Source organism: Arthrobacter sp. 10T419 (assembly GCF_056394105.1).
In genome coordinates, this window is sequence record NZ_JBFTHF010000002.1 from 515,674 (window position 1) to 531,562 (window position 15,889).

At 65.2% G+C, this 15,889-nt stretch carries 16 protein-coding genes; 10 read left to right on the forward strand and 6 right to left on the reverse strand.

The annotated features are described in order from the left end of the window. Positions 1–98: 98 nt before the first annotated feature. Both qcrC and ctaE read right to left on the reverse strand, forming a co-directional pair. Positions 99–887, reverse strand: a complete 789-nt coding sequence (gene qcrC, locus AC1DBD_RS05975; RefSeq protein WP_138769290.1) for a cytochrome bc1 complex diheme cytochrome c subunit — start codon at positions 885–887, stop codon at positions 99–101. An 86-nt stretch (positions 888–973) separates the two neighbouring features. Further along, positions 974–1,648, reverse strand: a complete 675-nt coding sequence (gene ctaE, locus AC1DBD_RS05980) for an aa3-type cytochrome oxidase subunit III (RefSeq protein ID WP_217500973.1) — start codon at positions 1,646–1,648, stop codon at positions 974–976. Between the two features lie 112 nt (positions 1,649–1,760). Here ctaE and trpD point away from each other — a divergent pair, with 112 nt between their 5' ends. After that, positions 1,761–2,819: an anthranilate phosphoribosyltransferase gene (trpD, locus tag AC1DBD_RS05985; protein WP_476892501.1), complete on the forward strand. Its 1,059-nt coding sequence runs from the start codon at positions 1,761–1,763 to the stop codon at positions 2,817–2,819. A gap of 40 nt (positions 2,820–2,859) precedes the next feature. Here trpD and AC1DBD_RS05990 read toward each other — a convergent pair whose 3' ends face one another. Both AC1DBD_RS05990 and AC1DBD_RS05995 read right to left on the reverse strand, forming a co-directional pair. Further along, the gene (locus tag AC1DBD_RS05990; protein WP_146337532.1) at positions 2,860–3,141 is read right to left on the reverse strand and encodes an Lrp/AsnC family transcriptional regulator; all 282 of its coding nucleotides are present in this window, start codon (positions 3,139–3,141) and stop codon (positions 2,860–2,862) included. Between the two features lie 87 nt (positions 3,142–3,228). Next, positions 3,229–3,645, reverse strand: coding sequence for a DUF3054 domain-containing protein (locus AC1DBD_RS05995; RefSeq protein ID WP_476981625.1), 417 nt, complete (start codon positions 3,643–3,645; stop codon positions 3,229–3,231). An 89-nt stretch (positions 3,646–3,734) separates the two neighbouring features. On the opposite strand from AC1DBD_RS05995, the gene AC1DBD_RS06000 reads away from it, so the two are divergent. The 6 genes from AC1DBD_RS06000 to AC1DBD_RS06025 all read left to right on the forward strand — a co-directional run bounded on the left by AC1DBD_RS06000 (position 3,735) and on the right by AC1DBD_RS06025 (position 8,867). Beyond that, positions 3,735–4,286 (forward strand): cysteine hydrolase family protein, encoded by a 552-nt coding sequence (locus AC1DBD_RS06000; protein WP_476892503.1) that lies wholly within the window; start codon positions 3,735–3,737, stop codon positions 4,284–4,286. 22 nt (positions 4,287–4,308) lie between these two features. Then, complete coding sequence (locus tag AC1DBD_RS06005) at positions 4,309–4,851, forward strand: GNAT family N-acetyltransferase (protein ID WP_476981626.1); 543 nt, start codon at positions 4,309–4,311, stop codon at positions 4,849–4,851. Positions 4,852–5,459: 608 nt separating this feature from the next. Then, the gene (locus AC1DBD_RS06010; protein WP_441417771.1) at positions 5,460–5,747 is read left to right on the forward strand and encodes a hypothetical protein; all 288 of its coding nucleotides are present in this window, start codon (positions 5,460–5,462) and stop codon (positions 5,745–5,747) included. A gap of 190 nt (positions 5,748–5,937) precedes the next feature. Next, positions 5,938–6,783, forward strand: coding sequence for a methyltransferase family protein (locus AC1DBD_RS06015; RefSeq protein ID WP_476981627.1), 846 nt, complete (start codon positions 5,938–5,940; stop codon positions 6,781–6,783). A 616-nt stretch (positions 6,784–7,399) separates the two neighbouring features. After that, a complete protein-coding gene (locus AC1DBD_RS06020; protein WP_476981628.1) occupies positions 7,400–7,813 on the forward strand; it encodes a hypothetical protein in 414 nt (137 codons plus the stop codon). A gap of 43 nt (positions 7,814–7,856) precedes the next feature. Then, positions 7,857–8,867 carry a hypothetical protein gene (locus tag AC1DBD_RS06025; protein ID WP_476981629.1) on the forward strand — a complete coding sequence of 337 codons (1,011 nt, stop codon included), beginning with the start codon at positions 7,857–7,859 and terminating at the stop codon, positions 8,865–8,867. A gap of 6 nt (positions 8,868–8,873) precedes the next feature. On the opposite strand, the gene AC1DBD_RS06030 is transcribed toward AC1DBD_RS06025, so the two are convergent. Both AC1DBD_RS06030 and AC1DBD_RS06035 read right to left on the reverse strand, forming a co-directional pair. Continuing rightward, entirely contained in the window at positions 8,874–9,332 is a 459-nt protein-coding gene (locus tag AC1DBD_RS06030) for a T6SS immunity protein Tdi1 domain-containing protein (RefSeq protein ID WP_476981630.1), read from the reverse strand. An 850-nt stretch (positions 9,333–10,182) separates the two neighbouring features. Beyond that, a complete protein-coding gene (locus AC1DBD_RS06035) occupies positions 10,183–12,591 on the reverse strand; it encodes an ATP-binding cassette domain-containing protein (protein ID WP_441417773.1) in 2,409 nt (802 codons plus the stop codon). A 161-nt stretch (positions 12,592–12,752) separates the two neighbouring features. Here AC1DBD_RS06035 and AC1DBD_RS06040 point away from each other — a divergent pair, with 161 nt between their 5' ends. The 3 genes from AC1DBD_RS06040 to AC1DBD_RS06050 are packed head-to-tail and all read left to right on the forward strand — an operon-like array spanning position 12,753 to position 15,879. Then, entirely contained in the window at positions 12,753–14,003 is a 1,251-nt protein-coding gene (locus AC1DBD_RS06040; protein ID WP_441417774.1) for a type III polyketide synthase, read from the forward strand. Between the two features lie 11 nt (positions 14,004–14,014). Then, positions 14,015–14,731, forward strand: a complete 717-nt coding sequence (locus tag AC1DBD_RS06045; RefSeq protein ID WP_441417775.1) for a class I SAM-dependent methyltransferase — start codon at positions 14,015–14,017, stop codon at positions 14,729–14,731. Continuing rightward, complete coding sequence (locus tag AC1DBD_RS06050) at positions 14,728–15,879, forward strand: FAD-dependent oxidoreductase (RefSeq protein ID WP_476981631.1); 1,152 nt, start codon at positions 14,728–14,730, stop codon at positions 15,877–15,879. The genes AC1DBD_RS06045 and AC1DBD_RS06050 overlap by 4 nt, the downstream gene beginning before the upstream one ends. Positions 15,880–15,889: the final 10 nt, after the last annotated feature.

Sequence of the window (15,889 nt, forward strand, 5' to 3'; positions counted from 1 at the left end):
TCGCCTCATCCTTCTCTCGTCTCGACCAGTGTCGAGTTAGTTTTCAATTCAAACTGCTGACGGATCAGCAGAAAATTCTTACAGGTGCCGCGGTCCGTCTAGGACGTCCGCGAAGTCAGCCAGATGGTGAAGGCGATGATGACGCCCAGGCCGGCAATCCAAACAAACAGGCCTTCGGAGACGGGACCCAGGGCGCCCAGGTCGTTGCCGCCGGGGGAGCCGTTGGCTTCGATCTGCTTCAGGAAGGTGATGATGTCACGCTTGCCTTCGGGGGAGACGTTGGCGTCGGAGAAGACCGGCATGTTCTGCGGGCCGGTGACCATGGCTTCGTAGATGTGCTTGCCGGAGACGTCAGCGAGAGCCGGGGCGAACTTGCCCCGGGTCAGCGCGCCGCCGGCTGCAGCAGCGTTGTGGCACATGGCGCAGTTGGTGCGGAACAGCTCGCCACCCTTGGCGGCGTCGCCCTTCTCATCGAGAACACCTGCCTCGGGGATGGACGGGCCGGGGCCGAGCGAAGCGACGTAAGCCGCGAGCTGGTGGGTCTGCTCCTCGTTGAACTGGGCGGGCTTCTTGTAAGCCTGCGGGCCGTTCATCTGCATGGGCATACGGCCGGTGCCAACCTGGAAGTCAACGGCGGCGGCGCCGACGCCGACGAGCGACGGTCCGGCCTGCGAGCCACTGGCACCCATGCCGTGGCAGGTGGCGCAGTTGGCGGCGAACAGCTTGCCGCCCTCTTCTGCGTCGCTTGCACTGAAGCTCGTGGTGTCGGCCTTGGCCTGGTTGACGGTGGTGGCGACGGCGTACAGCCCACCAGTGATGAGGAGGCCCATCAGCAACAGTGCAACTGCTGCCAGTGGGTGACGTCGCTTCTGCGAGAGTGCCTTCACGTGGTGGTTCCTTTATTCGATCCTGCGTTGGCTCCGGGAGCCGCTTCTTGAAATTCTATCTCTTGTAGAAAGAGAGACAAGTGGGGCTACTTGAGGACGTAGATGACCAGGAAGAGGCCAATCCATACGACGTCGACGAAGTGCCAGTAGTACGAGGTGACGATCGCGGAGGTTGCCTCAAAGTGTCCGAACTTCTTCGCTGCGAAGGAGCGTCCGATGATGAGCAGGAAGGCAATCAGGCCGCCGATGACGTGCAGGCCGTGGAAGCCGGTGGTCATGTAGAACGCGGAACCGTAGGCGTTGGAAGAGAGCGAGACGTGCTCGGAGACGAGCATGGCGTACTCGGTCGCCTGGCCGGCCACGAAGAACGCACCCATGATGAATGTGAGTGTGAACCACTCGTTCATTCCCCAGCGGGTGAAGCTCAGGGGCCCGCCGAGCCTGCGCGGCTGGAGCCGTTCGGCGGCGAAGACGCCCATCTGGCAAGTAAAGGAACTGGCCACGAGGACGATCGTGTTTACGAGCGCAAAGGGGAAGTTGAGCTTGGCTGTCTCTTCGGCCCACATCTGTCCGGAAGTCGAACGGAGTGTGAAGTACATGGCAAAGAGACCGGCGAAGAACATCAACTCACTGGACAGCCAGACGACGGTTCCAACGGAAACCATGTTCGGGCGATTCAGCGTCGGGTGCGCCGGGGTACTGGGGGCATGGGTCGCAGATGTCACATAGACATTATGTCTGTAAAAGTCCGTCCTGCCCAACGCAACCCGCGTTTTGGGGGGACTTTTTCTACAAAGACGCGAAATCGCGGGGAAAAGTTCCGGGACCCCTTCGCATTGGGCATTGCAGCCCCCGGCTCGATAGCATCAGAACGTGACTTCTCAGGCATCTGCACAGGCTGTAGGCAAGACTTGGCCGCGCCTCATTGGCGCCCTCATCCTCGGCACGAACCTCAGCGCCGGCGATACTGAGTGGGCGATGAACTCCATCATGTCCGGCGAAGCTACGCCGGCCCAGGTGGCCGGCTTCCTGGTGGCGCTGCGCGCCAAGGGTGAGACGGTGGAAGAACTCACGGGCCTCGTCGAGGCGATGATCGACTCCGCCAACCCGATCGAGATCGCGGGTCAAAAGCTGGACATCGTCGGCACCGGCGGAGACCAACTGAATACTGTCAACATCTCCACCATGGCCGCTCTCGTCTCGGCCGGAGCGGGCGCCAAGGTGGTCAAGCACGGTGGCCGGGCGGCGTCGTCGAGCTCGGGCTCCGCCGACGTGCTGGAGGCGCTGGGTGTCCGGCTGGACCTTCCCATCCCGCGGGTAGCCCGGAACGCCGAAGAGGCTGGAATCACCTTTTGCTTTGCGCAGGTCTTCCACCCCTCAATGCGGTATGCCGCCGTCGCGCGCCGCGAGCTGGGTGTCCCCACGGCCTTCAACTTCCTGGGACCGATGACCAACCCGGCGCACGTCCAGGCGTCCGCCGTCGGCGTCGCTAATGAACGGATGGCGCCGCTGGTGGCCGGCGTGCTTGCCAAGCGCGGCAGCCGAGGCCTGGTGTTCCGCGGCAACGACGGGCTGGACGAGCTGACCACCACGGGTCCGTCGCGGATCTGGGAAATCCGCGACGGCAAGGTTATTGAGCAGGAATTCGACCCCCGCGATCTTGGTATCCGCCAGGCGACTGTCGAGGAACTGCGCGGCGGCGACGCTGCCGCCAACGCCGCCGTCGTCCGCTCGGTGCTTGCCGGAAAGCCTGGCCCGGCACGGGATGCCACGCTGCTGAACGCCGCTGCCGGTCTGGTGTCGTTCGACCTGGACGCCTCGGGTCCGCTGACCGAACGGATGGCAGCTGCGATGAAGCGGGCCGAGGAGTCCGTCGATTCGGGCGCGGCAGCCGCGGTGCTGGACCGCTGGGTCGCACTCTCCCGCGACTAATTTCCCTCCGGCTGGCGGCGCTCCGTGCCCGCTGGGCCGGCTACTGTTCGAAGCCCAAGGCGAACGCCGCGTCGAGGTCGTGCTGCGAGTAGGCGCGGAAGGCGATGTGCGTGGTGGTGTGCACCACGGCCGGGACCTTGGAGAGCTTGTCCGCGATGACGTCGGCGAGCTCCTCGTGCTTGGCGACGCGTGCGATTGCGATCAGGTCCCATTCGCCGGTCACGGAATAGACCTCGCTGATGCCGGGAATCGCGGAGATTTTTTCAGCCGTCTCCGGGATGGCGGAAGCGTCTGTCTTGATCAGGACGAAAGCGGTGATCACGTGGGGGCCTTTCGGATCTGGTGCGCCGTTGCTGGCTTGTTGATTGGCCCCATTGAGGCCGTGCCATCTGCTTGCAAGCCTAGTGCATCAGCTCCGCCGGCGCCCTGCCCGGAGACGCCGTGTGGCCGCGAACAAAAGGCGGTAGCCGAGCAGGAAAACGGCCAGGCTGAGCAGCGCCACGATCAGGAACGGCAGAACCACAACCTGCCCGGTGAGGGCCCGGAGCAGCATGCCGACCGCCACCGTGCCGAGCCAGACCGCGACGCCGGCCGGCCAGAGCGCCAGGGGACCCCGCCACAGGCGCAGGGCGAGCCATGCCACGGCGGCGCCGGCGAGGAACGGCCAGGCCGTCGCCAGGATCCCGGTGATGATCTCGCCACGTTGATGGGCGTCGCGTCCGATCGCGGCGAAGAGCAGAATCAGGACCGCGTCGCCGGCGGCGGCCAGCAGGGCGCCTCGTGCGGTCGACGGCGGTTGGGCGACTGGGGGAGTGTTGGCTGGCATACCTCCAGCCTAGCTGCGGCCATTGCGGGACGCCGTCGCGGCCTAGCATGATGACCTGAGGAACCACAGCTGCGAGCAAGGAGATGATCATGACAACGCTGTCGGATCGGCCCAACACGGCCTTGATGGTGATCGATGTGCAGAACGGGGTGGTGGAAGGCGCCCACGAGCGCGATTCCGTCGTTGCGAACATCGCCGAACTCGTCGACAAGGCTCGTGCAGCCGCCGTCCCGATCATCTGGGTCCAGCATTCGGATGCGCAGCTGGAGCGGGGGAGCGAGGCCTGGCAGTATGTTCCTGAGCTGTCCCGGGCGGAGCACGAACCGCTGGTGCACAAGTCCTACGGTGATTCCTTCGAGGCTACGGACCTTGAAGATGTGCTCGCCGCTGCCGGCGTCGGGCGAATCCTCGTTGCGGGAGCGCAAACGGACGAGTGCATCCGATCCACCATCCACGGGGCGTTTGTGCGTGGCTACGACGTGACCCTGGTGGGTGACGCGCACACCACAGAGGATCTTTCGGCTTGGGGCGCACCGCCGCCGGAGCTGGTGATCGCCCACACAAACCTCTACTGGCAAAACCAGTCGGCGCCGGGGCGTGCGGCGGGCGTCGTGGCGACCAATACAGTGATGTTCGACTGATCCCGGGGCATAGGATCGTCTGATGGCCCGCCTCATTGTTCCAGACATCCGTTACCACTCCTCCTGGCTGGAGGGATCAGCAGAGTTCGACGGTGCCCACAGGGACGGCGGCGGCGCCGAGGGCTGGCCGCTGGATGATCTCAAGGACACCGCCACCTTCCGCCGCTTCGTCGGTGCGCTCGTCAACGATGCGTTACCGGAGACCCCCCGGAAGCCCGGATACGTCCCGTGCACCTACCTGTGGATTGTGGACGGCGACACCTTCCTGGGCTCGCTGGCCATTAGGCATGAGCTGAACAGTTTCCTCCTCAACGAGGGCGGCCACATCGGCTACAGCGTCAGGCCGTCCGCACGGCGCCGCGGTCACGCAGCCAAGGCACTGGCCGACGCCCTGCCGGTGGCGAAGGAACTCGGAATTTCCCGGGTCCTGATCACTTGCGACGAGGACAACGCCGGATCCAGGGCGACCATCGAACGCAACGGCGGCGTCTACGAAGACACCCGCAACGGCAAGCGGCGCTACTGGGTCGAGACAGACGAGCAGGGCGCGCCGGCACTGCCCTGAGGCCTGGCTTTAGAGATTTTTGGCGGCTCCGTAATTTCTGGCCACGCCCGGGAAACCTTATATCTAGCGGGACGATTAGCCCGCCTTCACAGATATTGGGGGTAACAAAAATGAAATCCAATCGTGCCGGGTACATCACCGCAGTAACAATGGCCGGTCTTGCCGCCAGCCTCGTCCTGGCCGGCTGTGGGCCACAGCCAGGGGCTGCTCCCGCAGCCGCGCCGAACGTGGCAGTGACAGACGCCACCACTTCCTCTACGGTGCTGGCCGCTTCGCCGCTGTCCACTCCGGGGACCGCAAACTCTGCGACCTCGCCTGCCGCTTCGCCCACCAGAGCGGGCGGGGCCGCACCGACTCACGCGCCGGCGGCAAAGCCCGCGCCCAGCAGCCTCAAGACGTTCACCTTCCCTGACGGGCATATCTCCTTCGACTACCCGGGGTCGTGGACGGTGCGGACAGCGCTTCCTCCGGCGGGGCCTCCCGGTGTCGAAGCTCTTGTTTCGGACGGCGCCGGCAACGATCTGCTTCTCATGGCCAACGGCGTTCCCGTGGGCTGTGCCGGGGGCCCGGTGTCGCGACGGGTGTTGGATCAGGCGGAGGTCGCGGGCATGGCGGCACCGAATGGTTCCGGCCCGGTCTTCGGGTTCTCCGTTGAATCTTATGGTGCCGGTGCCGGCGACGCCTACTTCATGGGCCTGGTCGATCCTCGGTCGCTGAAGCAGGGCGACGGGGTGCCCTCCTGGTGCAACGTTGTGTCGACTGACAACGGCGGCTTGGTCACCCGTGTGCTCTTCGACGACCCCGCATTCAAGAACCGGGGAGCGGCTAAGGCGTGGATGGCCACGGAACAATATGCACAACTCAAAGCGCTGCTGGTCAGCCTGAACTACCACTAGCTCCCGCGCTGGGGCGGCCCGCCGGTTGGGGGACCGGCGGGCAGTCCGCATCCCGGACGCTGCAGCGTTCCATGGGTAGGCTTTTCCCACCATCGTTCTCGACGAAACCCCGGCGCGCCGGGTCGACGGTCAGACGTTGAATGAATTCGAACCGCATGAGGACAAGGGGACCAGTGCTGGGGTTAGTTCTGTGACGCGTCTCGTTTGGTGGGGGCGGACGTATTTCGCCTTCCAGGCTTTCGCCGGTGCGTCCTGGTGGATTGCGGTTCTGGTGTCCCCGGCCATCCGCCTGGCGACCCTCGGCAATCTTGATGCCGCCGCCGTCGCGGTCTTCGACATTCCCCTATTTGTCGTGGCTTCAGCCCTCGCCGCTTTTGGTATCCGGGCCGCCGCAGTGGTGAGTGTCAGCTGGACCGGACTGGTCGCCTTCGTGCTGGCGGCATATGCCACCATAACGGCCGAGGCCGGCTGGGGTGTGGTGACCATGGGTGCGGCCTTCGCTGGTTCAGTGATCGCGCTTTGCGCGGTGCTTCTGGGGCGCATACCGACCGCATGGATCATCCGCGGGCCCTTCGCATTCCGCCCGGCCGCCCGCCGCCCGGCAGCAGTAAGCCATGTCGCCGCAACATTCGGGCAGATCGTCATATTTTGGGGCTTCTTCCTGGCCGTCGTTCCTTTTGCCCTCGCGTTCCTCGAACAACGGTGGGCGGTGGCCCTTCCATTTCCGCCGGTTGCAAATCCAGCCGGCGCCATGGTCCTGCTACTTGCTAGCGCTCTTGGCATCTGGTCGGCCATCGTCATGTCCACGTTGGGGCACGGCACGCCGCTGCCATCGGCGATGCCCAACCGGCTGGTTATCGTGGGCCCGTATCGCTGGATCCGCAATCCGATGGCGGTCGCAGGGATTGTCCAGGGCGCCGCGGTAGGCGTGATGATGCAGTCGTGGCTGGTTATTGCCTACGCAGTCGCCGGCTCGCTCGTGTGGATGAATTTCAGCAGTATTGCGACACGGTCCGCTGCTGGATCCCGCACATGACGACGGCGAGACGCACCCAGCCGGGCACGCCGTAGCTGTCGGCCCGAACCCGGCGCCGGGGGGCGAGGGCTACTGGGACCCGGCGTAGGCTGTGCCCATGATTTCCCTCCGCCGGCGCCGCTTGGAAACTGGCATGTGGGCTCTAGGAGTCCTGGTCTCCGTTGGCCTAACAGCATGGGGACTCTGGCTCACCGCTTTCCTCTTCGGATATTCCGATGGTTTTGAACGCGAAAGGTCCGGCCATACGCTGATCTTCCTGGGCGCTGTTGCGTCCGCTGCGGCGGGGGGCTGGGCACGGTTTCGGGGTTTTGGCTGGCCAGGGACGCTCGCCGTCGGCGCCACGGCACTGCTGGTTGGCTGGACCAATCTCGCGGCACCGGACGGCTTGCTGCCTCATCTTGCTGGAGTCATTGCGGTGCCCGCCACAGTAATCGGGTTGGTTGTTGGCCTGCCGGTTATCTGGCAGGGGAGAGGGCCGCAGGACCGAACCCCTTAGCGGCATGCTTTCCTTCACGAAGGTCTTGTGTGGCGAGCGGCGCCGCAAACATCAAAGGTGGTTCGTACTGAGCTGGCTTCGTGGGAACTGCCATTCGGCCGTCGTCGGTACTATTCATTCATGACGATCCAGGGGGAGGGAAGTCCCGGCCCGTTCGTTCGCCGCGGCCTGCGGGTTCTAGTCTGGGTGGCCGTGGTGGTCGCCGCTGGAGCGTTTGCCCTTGGTCTCGTTCCCGAAGTCGTTGTGACCTCCATGGCCGTGGGCCTCCTGGTGGGCCAATTCGTATCCAAAGATGAACGGGCGCCGTCCGATGTCAGCGGCAGTTTTTCCTGGTGGAAACGGAGGGCGCGCGGCGCCTTCTATACGTCCTGGTGGGTATTGATACTTCTAATCGGCGTGCTGATAAACGTCATGTCGCATGCAGGCTTCGGCTGGGAGGCATTCGGCGTTCTGGCCGTTATGGCGTGGCCGCTATGGGTTGTCGTGCGAAATCCACCTGAGCGGCCTTGGGACCCATGGCGTCTCACCCCGTAACCAGGCGAAGCCCCTCCTGGCAACTTTCCGTTTACTTGACATAATGTTGATTATCGGCGTTAAAAGTGCGGGAGTAGAAGTAGCTGCGAGAACTCCCGCCCGTCAATGGATCCGACGTTTTCTCAGGTCAGCGGGGCTTTACTGGAGCGACGAACTTCGGATCCGCTACGACAGCTGGGCCGTAGAAGCCGTCGACCGCGTGAAAGATCCTCAGCATCTTGACGTGGTCCGCCGCTGCATCCGCTGGCACCACCAGCGACGGATGAACCACATGGACGAAGTCACCCGTGGCACCTTCCTACGCGCCAAGCAGGAAGTCACCGTGGCCATCGACCTGCTGAACTGGCTGACCGGACACGACCTCAAACTGCCCGAGCTGCAGCAATCCCACCTCGACGTTTGGCAAGCCGAAGGACCCACAACCCGGCGCATCGCGGAGCGCTTCCTCAAATGGGCAATCAAGACCAAAGCCGCCCCTTCCGGGCTCGCCATCGTTCCGCACCGCCGCGGCACCAGTCCGAGACTTGCCAAGCCCGGACAGGATGAAGCACTCAAGCGAGTCATCCATGAAGACGGACTAGAGACACGTGACAGGGCCGCCGCGATCCTTATTCTCGTCTTTGGACAACAGGCTGAAAACATCGCACGGCTGACCTGGGACGACCTGACCATTACCGAAGAACTGGTCACCATCCAACTCGGGACCACCCGGATCGCATTACCGGATCCGCTGGCCGAGCCATGGCGCGAACTCGCCACGAACCCTGGCCACGACCTGACCGCCGCACACCCCAATAGCCGGTGGGTATTCCGGGGCGCCGCTCCCGGGCGTCACATCCACCCCGGACACCTCACATCCCGGCTCAGCAGATTATTCAGTACACGGGCCGCGCGGCTCGGAACTCTCCACGAACTCACCAAACTCGCACCCGTGGCCATCATCGCCGAAACCCTCGGCTACTCCCCTACCACCATCGAACGCCATGCAGTAGATTCATCCGCTGCGTATGCCCAGTACATGGCGGCCGTTCGGCACGCTCCTACAGGAAGATAAGAACGATCAATTCAGAGACACGCCACTAATCGCCGTTCCGGGTGGGAGATCCTTGATCTGCTGATGGATCTGCCCTGCAATATTGATGGCCACGACAAAGTCGCTCAGCTCGACATTTTCCAGATCCACCGCACCGCCGAGTGCCGGAGGAACTCGGAAGCTGTAAACCTCAGCTTCACTAGGTCGAAGGCCGGCTCTTTCAGCTTCGCTGGCCAACCCGATCATGAGGTACTCATCCTGGCCTTCTCGGGAATTCAAAGAATTACTGAAGTCACCTTCAGTCTCCCAGCGACGGCTTAACTCACCAGCAAGCAGGTCCAAAAACCAGAAGCCGTCCTGACTTTCAAAGAACACATCGCCAAAGGGTGAAGTGAACAACGGCCGCTTGTCGGAAAGTTCAAGAAACGACCACGACTCAAGCGCTGCCGCGTAGTTCTCGGTTGAAAAGCGTCTAATGGGCTCCATACGCAGACCCTACCGGAGCGGGCACGGCACAATCTCAATGACAGGCCGACCTCAGCAGAACTTAACGGACTTGCCCAACATCCCACGCATTGAAGTCTGGCGCGTCCACTACGCCCGGCCCATGAATACCCGCGCATGCCAGTTCGGTAAGGGCCGGAAGTGGGCTTCCATAGTGCCGACCGCGGTTGCTGTCCGTCGCCTGGTGCACCGGCTGCGCCGGGATGAAGCAGCCGGGACATTTCCGCCGGGAGGAAGCAGCCGGGATGCCGCTGCGCGGTGCGACCTTGGAGCCGCCGGAGACATTCCAGCGCCGATGCGCGAAGCCAGTGCCACAGGCTGCGAATTTGCTGCCTCTGCGCTGGTTGGTTGCAAATTTGCATTTCTTGTCCATGGTCACTTTATTAGCCGACCTCGTGTCAATTCGGCGGACAACGTCGCCACCTGACGTGCCAGGAAGATCCCGAGCAATTAGCGGATATCAGAACAACAATTTCGCCATAATGCGGAAATTGCGCTGTCCGGCCACGCGGCTTGGGCGGCAGTTCGCCACAGCCCTCAGCCGGACACCGGACTAGTTGAAAGCCAGGGAGCGCCGGGAAGCCAGGTGAAAGCAGGGTGCCGGCCGCGGAGACATCCATGTCAGAAGAACGTGCCGGCAAACAGGCTGGAGTGACTTCAGGGGGCTACTCCCCCGGACTATTTGATAAATTATCAATTGCTAATGCATTAGCATAAACCCGACATAAAGAAATCGAAAACCCTCTGCAATGTTTGATTTTCACATATAGGTAAGATCCGGATCTCATCGAGTATCCATGCCGCGCTTAAATGACCCAGGCAGAGCCCGCGCTCACTCTCCGACGTAGGCCGCCAGATGTTCCCCGGTCAACGTGGACTTCGCGGCAACCAGCTCGGCGGGCGTGCCCTCGAAGACGATCCGGCCGCCGTCGTGTCCGGCGCCGGGGCCCAGGTCGATGATCCAGTCGGCGTGTGCCATGACCGCCTGGTGGTGCTCGATGACGATCACCGACTTGCCGGAATCGACCAGCCGGTCCAGCAGCCCGAGCAGGTTCGCGACGTCGGCCAGGTGCAGGCCCGTTGTCGGTTCGTCGAGGACGTAGACGTCCCCCTTCTCCGCCATCTGGGTGGCCAGCTTGAGCCGCTGCCGTTCGCCGCCGGACAGGGTGGTGAGCGGCTGGCCGAGGCTGAGGTAGCCGAGTCCGACGTCCACGAGCCGGTCGAGGATCTTGTGCGCCGCCGGCGTGCGGGCCTCGCCGTCGCCAAAGAACAGCTCCGCCTCGGTCATCGACATCGCCAGGACTTCAGCGATGTTGCGGCCGGCCAGCTTGTATTCCAGCACTGATGCCAGGAACCTGCGGCCCTCGCAGTCCTCGCAGGTGGACTCGACAGTGGCCATAACGCCAAGCTCCGTGAAGATCACGCCCGCGCCGTTGCAGGTGGGGCAGGCGCCTTCGGAGTTGGAGCTGAACAGCGCCGGCTTCACGCCGTTGGCCTTTGCGAACGCCTTGCGGATCGGTTCAAGCAGGCCCGTGTACGTCGCAGGGTTGCTGCGCCGTGAACCCTTGATGGCGCTCTGGTCGATCAGCACCACGCCGTCCCGGCCGGCCACCGAGCCCTGGATCAGCGAGCTTTTGCCGGATCCGGCGACCCCCGTGAGCACGCAAAGCACCCCGAGCGGGAGGTCGACGTCGACGTCCCGGAGGTTGTTCGTCGACGCGCCGCGCACCTCAAGCGAGCCTGACGGAGTACGCGCCGCATCCTTGACCGTCGCCCGGTCGTCGAGGTGGTGGCCGGTGATGGTGTCACTGCGCCGCAGGCCCTCCACACTTCCTTCGAAGCAGACACTGCCGCCCCCGGTGCCCGCCCCGGGACCGAGGTCAACGACGTGGTCGGCGATCGCGATCGTCTCCGGCTTGTGCTCGACGACGAGCACGGTGTTGCCCTTGTCACGGAGCTGCAGCAGTAGCTGGTTCATCCGCTCGATGTCATGCGGGTGCAGGCCGATCGTCGGCTCGTCGAAGACGTACGTGATGTCGGTCAGCGAGGACCCCAGGTGCCGGATCATCTTGGTCCGCTGGGCCTCTCCCCCGGACAAAGTCCCCGCCGGCCGATCCAGCGAAAGGTAGCCCAGCCCGATTTCCGCAAACGAATCGAGCAGGTGCCGCAGGCCCTTAAGGAGCGGCTCGACCGAGGGCTCGTCGAGCTCGCGGACCCACACGGCCAGGTCACTGATCTGCATCTCGCACAATTCGGCGATGTTCTTCCCCCGGATCTTCGAGGACCGTGCCTCCTTGCTGAGCCGGGTGCCGTTGCACTCCGGGCAGGCCTGGAAGGTAATGGCACGCTCGACGAAGGCCCGGACGTGCGGCTGCATCGCCTCGACATCCTTGGAAAGCATCGATTTTTGGATCTTCGGGATCAGGCCCTCATAGGTGAGGTTGATGCCCTCGACCTTGATCTTGGTCGGCTCCTTGTAGAGCAGGTCGTTCATTTCCTTCTTGGTGTATTTCGCGATCGGCTTGTCCATGTCGAAACCGGCGCCGCTGAAGATGCGGCCGTACCAGCCGTCCATGCTGTACCCGGGGATCGTCAGCGCGCCCTCGGCCAGCGACTTGGTCTCGTCATAGAGCGCCGTGAGGTCGAAGTCGGAGACCGAGCCCATCCCCTCGCACCGCGGGCACATGCCGCCCAGGTAGACGGCGCCGTGCACCACACTCTTCTCAACCCTCCCCCCGGCTTTTTCGGTGCTCATCACCCCGCTGGCCTTCCTCGTCGGGACGTTGAAGGAGAACGCCGTGGGAGGCCCCACGTGCGGTGTCCCGAGCCGGCTGAAGAGGATGCGGAGCATGGCGTTGGCGTCGGTGGCGGTGCCGACGGTGGAGCGCGGGTTCGCGCCCATCCGTTCCTGGTCGACGATAATCGCCGTCGTCAGCCCCTCCATCAGGTCGACGTCGGGCCGCGCCAGGTTGGGCATGAAGCCCTGCACAAAGGCGCTGTACGTTTCGTTGATCATCCGTTGCGACTCGGCGGCGATCGTGGCGAACACCAGCGAGCTCTTACCCGAGCCGGAAACACCGGTGAACACGGTCAACCGGCGCTTCGGAATTTCAACGCTGATGTCCTTGAGGTTGTTCTCCCGGGCGCCCTGCACACGGATGAGGTCGTGGGTGTCGGCGACGTGCGGCGCCAGCCGCGGGTCCGTCTCCGTGTCCGCGTTCGTGTTGGTCGCCATGCTCATCGTGTCTCCCTCTGTTCGGCCTGGCCGCCCCCGCGCATCCGACGGCGTCGCCTCGCTCGATGTGAACAGCTTAGAACAGACGATGGGGTTATCCTCCGCCGCGCTGGCCGCACGCCCCCGGCATGCATTGTCTTATCCGCCGCCCTCACTGAGAATGAACCATGACGGTCTACCTGAGGTCCCTGGAAACTGCTGTCCCGCCCACCGTATTGATTCAGTCCGAGGCCCGCGACGTGTTTGCCGCCCAGCCGGGGCTCAGCCGGCTCGGCTCCCGGCTGGTGAGCACCTGCTTCGACTCCGCCGCCATCGACACCCGCTACACCGCCGTCGGGGAGCTCACCACCGGCAGCCGGTCGGAGAATCCGCAGTTCTTCGACCCCGCCACCGGCCTGCTGCTGAGCCCCAGCACCAAAGTCAGGAACGACATCTTCGCGGCCGAAGCCAGCAAGCTCTTCATCGAGGCGGCGGACAAGGCGCTGGCGGCCTGCCAGGGCATCGAAGCCCGCGAGATCACCCACCTCGTCACAGTGTCCTGCACCGGCTTCTTCAACCCCGGCCCCGACTACAAGATTGTCCGTGCGCTCGGGCTGAACCCCTCGGTCCAGCGCTACCACCTCGGCTTCATGGGCTGCTACGCCGCCTTCCCGGCACTGCGCGCGGCCAAATCGTTTTGCGACGCGGACCCGGAGGCCGTGGTGCTGGTGGTCTGCGCCGAACTTTGTTCCCTCCACGTCCGGACCTCCAACGACCCGGACACGATTATGGGATCCGCGCTGTTTGCCGACGGCGCGGCGGCCGCCATCATCAGTGCCCGCGACATCCCGGACCAGCCGGCCCTGCTGACCCTGGACCACTTCGAAACGGTCCTGACCCCGGTGGGCGAGGAAGCGATGGCGTGGAACATCGGCGACGAAGGCTTCGAAATGGTCCTCGGCACCTACGTCCCGCACATCATCGACGACCACATCATCGGCGCCCTCGAACCGCTCCTGTCCCGGGATGCCTCGCTCCTCGGACTCCCCTACCGCGACATCCGGCACTGGGCCATCCATCCCGGCGGCCGCAGCATCCTGGACAAGGTGCAGTCCAGGCTGGAGCTCAGCGACGAACAGCTGATCCCGGCGCGCGAAACGCTGCGGAACTACGGCAACATGAGCAGCGCCACCGTGCTCTTCGTGATCCGGCACATCCTCGACCTTCCCGCGCCCGGCGCTGGCACCGACGGCGCCGACACCGGCGGTGCGCTGGCAGCCGACGACGAGGGCGGGGAACGCATCTGCTCGATGGCATTCGGCCCGGGCCTGACGGTGGAGACCGCGCTCTTCACCAAGATCACGGCACCACGGGCGGCCAGCGGTGAGGCCGACCTGCAGCGCCCCGGCGTGCCCCGGCCGGCATCGGCCCTGGCCTGAGCACCGGCGCCATGGTGCTGCTGCGCACGCGTGCCCTGGATGCCGTTGAGGAGATGGACCGGCCCGACTGCGATCCTGCCAGGCTGGAACGGACCTACGCCCAGTTCGCCCTGGTGAACCGCGCTGTGTCCGGCTGGAGGGGCATCTACCGGCAGCAGATCAAGCCGCTGCTCTCCGCGGAGTCGGCCACCACGTTGCTGGACATCGGTTGCGGCGGCGGCGACGTCCCGGTGCTGTTGTCCCGCTGGGCGGCCCGGGACGGGCTGCGACTGGAGATCACTGCGATCGATCCGGACCCACGGGCCGCTGCGTTTGCGGCCGCCCGGCGCACCCGGGGCGGCGTGACGTTCCGGCGGCAGACAGCGGCGGAACTGCTCGGCGAAGGTGAGCGCTACGACGTCGTCGTCTCCAACCATGTGCTGCACCACCTGGACGCCGGCGCGCTGGCTGGCTTCCTTGCCGAATCGGCCGCACTGAGTGCCGGGACGGTGATCCACAACGACCTCCGCCGCAGCCCGGCCGCCTATTCGCTGTTCTATGCGGGCGCCTTGCCGTTCCGGGGCTCCTACATCCGGCAGGACGGCCTGACGTCGATCCGGCGCAGCTACACCTCGGCGGAACTGCGCGCTGCGGCTCCCCCGGGCTGGGCCGTGGTGGCCCGCGCCCCGTTCCGCAACCTGCTGATCCTGGACAGGGCGCGGGGGCGGAGTGCCGGGGCGGGACCATGACCGACGCCGCGACGGACGTCGTGATCATCGGCGGCGGTCCGGTGGGGCTGTTCATGGCTGCTTTGCTGCTGCAGCGGGGGCTGCGGGTCGCGGTGCTCGAACAGCGGACCGGGCCGGAACCGCACTCGCGGGCCATTGGCATCCATCCGCCGGCACTCGATGCCCTGCGGCACGTCGGCGTGGATCAGGAGCTCATCCGGCGGGGCGTCCAGATCCGGCGCGGCATTGCCCTCAACCGCGGCACCATGCTGGCCGAAATGTCCTTCGCCCGGGTGTCCGAGCTGTTCCCGTTCGTGCTCTCCCTGCCGCAGGGTCGCACCGAGGCGGTGCTGGAGGGGCGGCTGCAGGAGCTCGACCCGGACGCGCTGCGCCGGGGCGTGCGGGTGGAGGGGCTGCACGACGACGGCCGGCAGGTCACGGTGCAGGCCTGCCTGGGCGGACGGTCGGTGAGCTTCGCGGCTCCCCTCGTGATCGCCGCGGACGGGGTCCGCTCCGCGGCCCGGGCTGCGCTCTGCGTGCCCCTGCGGCGCCGGGACTACCCGGACCGCTACCTCATGGGCGACTTCGCCGACGGCACCGGACTTGGTCCGGATGCGGCGCTGTTCCTGGCCAGCGGCGGGATCGTCGAGTCGTTCCCGCTGCCGGGGAAGCTGCGCCGCTGGGTGGTTCGCCTCGGTCCGGCCGGGGCTCCGGCGGGGAGCTCGGCCGACGCCGTTTGGCTGGCACGGGAGGTCCGGCGACGGACCGGCGTCGACGTCGACCCCGGCAGCAACAGCATGCTCAGCGGCTTCGGCGTGCGTTCCCGGCTGGCCCGCCGACTGGTGGTTGACCGCTGCATTCTGATCGGGGACGCGGCACACGAGATCAGCCCGATTGGAGGTCAGGGCATGAGCCTGGGCTGGCTCGACGCCCTGGCGCTGGCACCCCTCGTGCCGGAGCTCATGGCTGGCAACCGCAACGGCCTGCCGGCGTTCGAACGGCAGCGGATGCGCCAGGCCGCCAGAGCGGCGCGGCAGTCGGAGATCAACATGGCGCTGGGCCGGCCGCTCCGCGAAGGCCCGCTGACCGCACGCAACAGTGTCTTGGCCGCCGCGGCGGCCGTCCCGGCCGTCAACAGCTTCGTGGCCCGCCGGTTCACCATGCAGTAGCCGGGGCGGG

Excerpts from the sequence above, each read along its gene's own strand:
- AC1DBD_RS06020 (WP_476981628.1), top strand. The coding sequence starts at position 7,400 with ATGACGATCCAGGGGGAGGGAAGTCCCGGCCCGTTCGTTCGCCGCGGC.
- AC1DBD_RS06050 (WP_476981631.1), top strand. The coding sequence starts at position 14,728 with ATGACCGACGCCGCGACGGACGTCGTGATCATCGGCGGCGGTCCGGTG.
- AC1DBD_RS06005 (WP_476981626.1), top strand. The coding sequence starts at position 4,309 with ATGGCCCGCCTCATTGTTCCAGACATCCGTTACCACTCCTCCTGGCTG.
- AC1DBD_RS06000 (WP_476892503.1), top strand. The coding sequence starts at position 3,735 with ATGACAACGCTGTCGGATCGGCCCAACACGGCCTTGATGGTGATCGAT.
- AC1DBD_RS06035 (WP_441417773.1), bottom strand. The coding sequence starts at position 12,591 with ATGAGCATGGCGACCAACACGAACGCGGACACGGAGACGGACCCGCGG.
- AC1DBD_RS05995 (WP_476981625.1), bottom strand. The coding sequence starts at position 3,645 with ATGCCAGCCAACACTCCCCCAGTCGCCCAACCGCCGTCGACCGCACGA.
- AC1DBD_RS06025 (WP_476981629.1), top strand. The coding sequence starts at position 7,857 with ATGTTGATTATCGGCGTTAAAAGTGCGGGAGTAGAAGTAGCTGCGAGA.
- AC1DBD_RS06010 (WP_441417771.1), top strand. The coding sequence starts at position 5,460 with ATGGCGGCACCGAATGGTTCCGGCCCGGTCTTCGGGTTCTCCGTTGAA.
- AC1DBD_RS06040 (WP_441417774.1), top strand. The coding sequence starts at position 12,753 with ATGACGGTCTACCTGAGGTCCCTGGAAACTGCTGTCCCGCCCACCGTA.
- AC1DBD_RS06030 (WP_476981630.1), bottom strand. The coding sequence starts at position 9,332 with ATGGAGCCCATTAGACGCTTTTCAACCGAGAACTACGCGGCAGCGCTT.
- AC1DBD_RS06045 (WP_441417775.1), top strand. The coding sequence starts at position 14,015 with ATGGTGCTGCTGCGCACGCGTGCCCTGGATGCCGTTGAGGAGATGGAC.